The organism is Cereibacter sediminicola (assembly GCF_007668225.1).
Taxonomy (GTDB): domain Bacteria; phylum Pseudomonadota; class Alphaproteobacteria; order Rhodobacterales; family Rhodobacteraceae; genus Cereibacter_A; species Cereibacter_A azotoformans.
On the sequence record NZ_VDEK01000104.1, the window covers coordinates 1 to 1289 of the forward strand.

Sequence of the window (1289 nt, forward strand, 5' to 3'; positions counted from 1 at the left end):
GTCACCACCGCAGTCCGGGCAGCAGCTGCCGGGGTCGAGTTCGCGCCGTTCGCGTGGGGTGGTTGCCGACACACGGGGGCGGCGGCGGGGTTTGTGTTTGTCCACATCGCCGGTCTTCGCCTCAGGGGCAGGATCCGCCTCGTCTTCGTCCGCCGGGGTGGTGGCGCTTTCGGCGCTGGCGATCAGCAGATCCTCGAGCGCCAGTTCGAGCTGTTCGATCTCGCGCTCGATTTTCTCCGAGGACTTGCCAAAGGCCTGCTTCTTGAGCTTCGCGATCCGCAGCCGGAGCGTCTGGATGAGCTGGTCATGTGCCCGGATCGTCGCCGACATCTTGGCGTTTTCCGCCTGCAAGGCGGCGATCATCGCCTTCAGAATGGCGGGATCTTCGGGAAGAACAGGCGCGTCACTCGACATGCCACGACATACCATGCCCCACCCGGGAACACCATAAAAACAAGGGTTTTCAGACAGATAAATCAACCAACCCGGGCTGGTGGTGCGCCCCAATCCGGCCGCCGCCAATCGATGCCCTCCCACAGCATCGCCATCTGCGCCGAGGTCAGCCGGGCGACGCCATCCTCCGCCTTCGGCCAAGGAAAGCGGCCGCGCTCGAGGACCTTGTAGTAGAGGCAGAACCCCTGGCCGTCCCAGTAAAGCAGCTTCAATCGGTCGCCCTTGCGGCCCCGGAACGCGAACACCGCACCGCTCGTGGGCTTCTGCCGAAGATGGTCCTGTGCCAGCGCCGCGAGGCCGGCGATCCCTTTCCTCATGTCGGTCGCCCCGCAGGCCAGATAGACCCGCACGCCGGTCCCCGGACCAATCATACCGTCTCCAGAAGCCGCACCAGCCGCATGAGGGCTGCATCCCCGATCCCGTCCAGGCATCGCAGCTGCCGACCGTTGCGCAGAAACACCGTGATCTCCCCCGAGGTCCCACACGGCTCGGCTGTAACCTCCGGCGCAGCCGTCATCTCCACCGGCAGGAACAGGGCTGCGTCGGTCGCCGGCAACAACCCCTTGCGGCGCATTTCCCCCCGCCACTGGTAGATGTGCTGCCGCGTCACGTCATGGCGCCGCGCGACATCCGCCACCGTCCAGCCATTCACCCCAACCTCGCCCACGATCGCCAGCTTGGCCTGATCCGTCCAGCGACGCCGACGCTCAACCCCGTGCAGCACCACATCCCGCATCACCGCCCCCGTCGCATACGACGTCGTTACCGACGACAATAACGACGTAGCATAAGGAAACGACCTCACCCCGGGCAGGCGGCCACAACCGGGTGGTTAC

General features: G+C 65.6%; 3 protein-coding genes. All 3 read right to left on the reverse strand.

From position 1 onward, the window contains the following. A partial coding sequence (locus FG154_RS20505) for a transposase (protein WP_222120595.1) occupies positions 1–414 on the reverse strand: 414 nt, incomplete at its 3' end. A 62-nt stretch (positions 415–476) separates the two neighbouring features. Continuing rightward, entirely contained in the window at positions 477–803 is a 327-nt protein-coding gene (tnpB, locus tag FG154_RS20510; protein ID WP_425456872.1) for an IS66 family insertion sequence element accessory protein TnpB, read from the reverse strand. 17 nt (positions 804–820) lie between these two features. Then, entirely contained in the window at positions 821–1189 is a 369-nt protein-coding gene (gene tnpA, locus FG154_RS20515; protein WP_145111997.1) for an IS66-like element accessory protein TnpA, read from the reverse strand. Positions 1190–1289: the final 100 nt, after the last annotated feature.

What these genes read in the sequence shown, in the direction of transcription:
- tnpA (WP_145111997.1), bottom strand. Translation starts at nt 1,189, where the DNA reads ATGCGGGATGTGGTGCTGCACGGGGTTGAGCGTCGGCGTCGCTGGACG.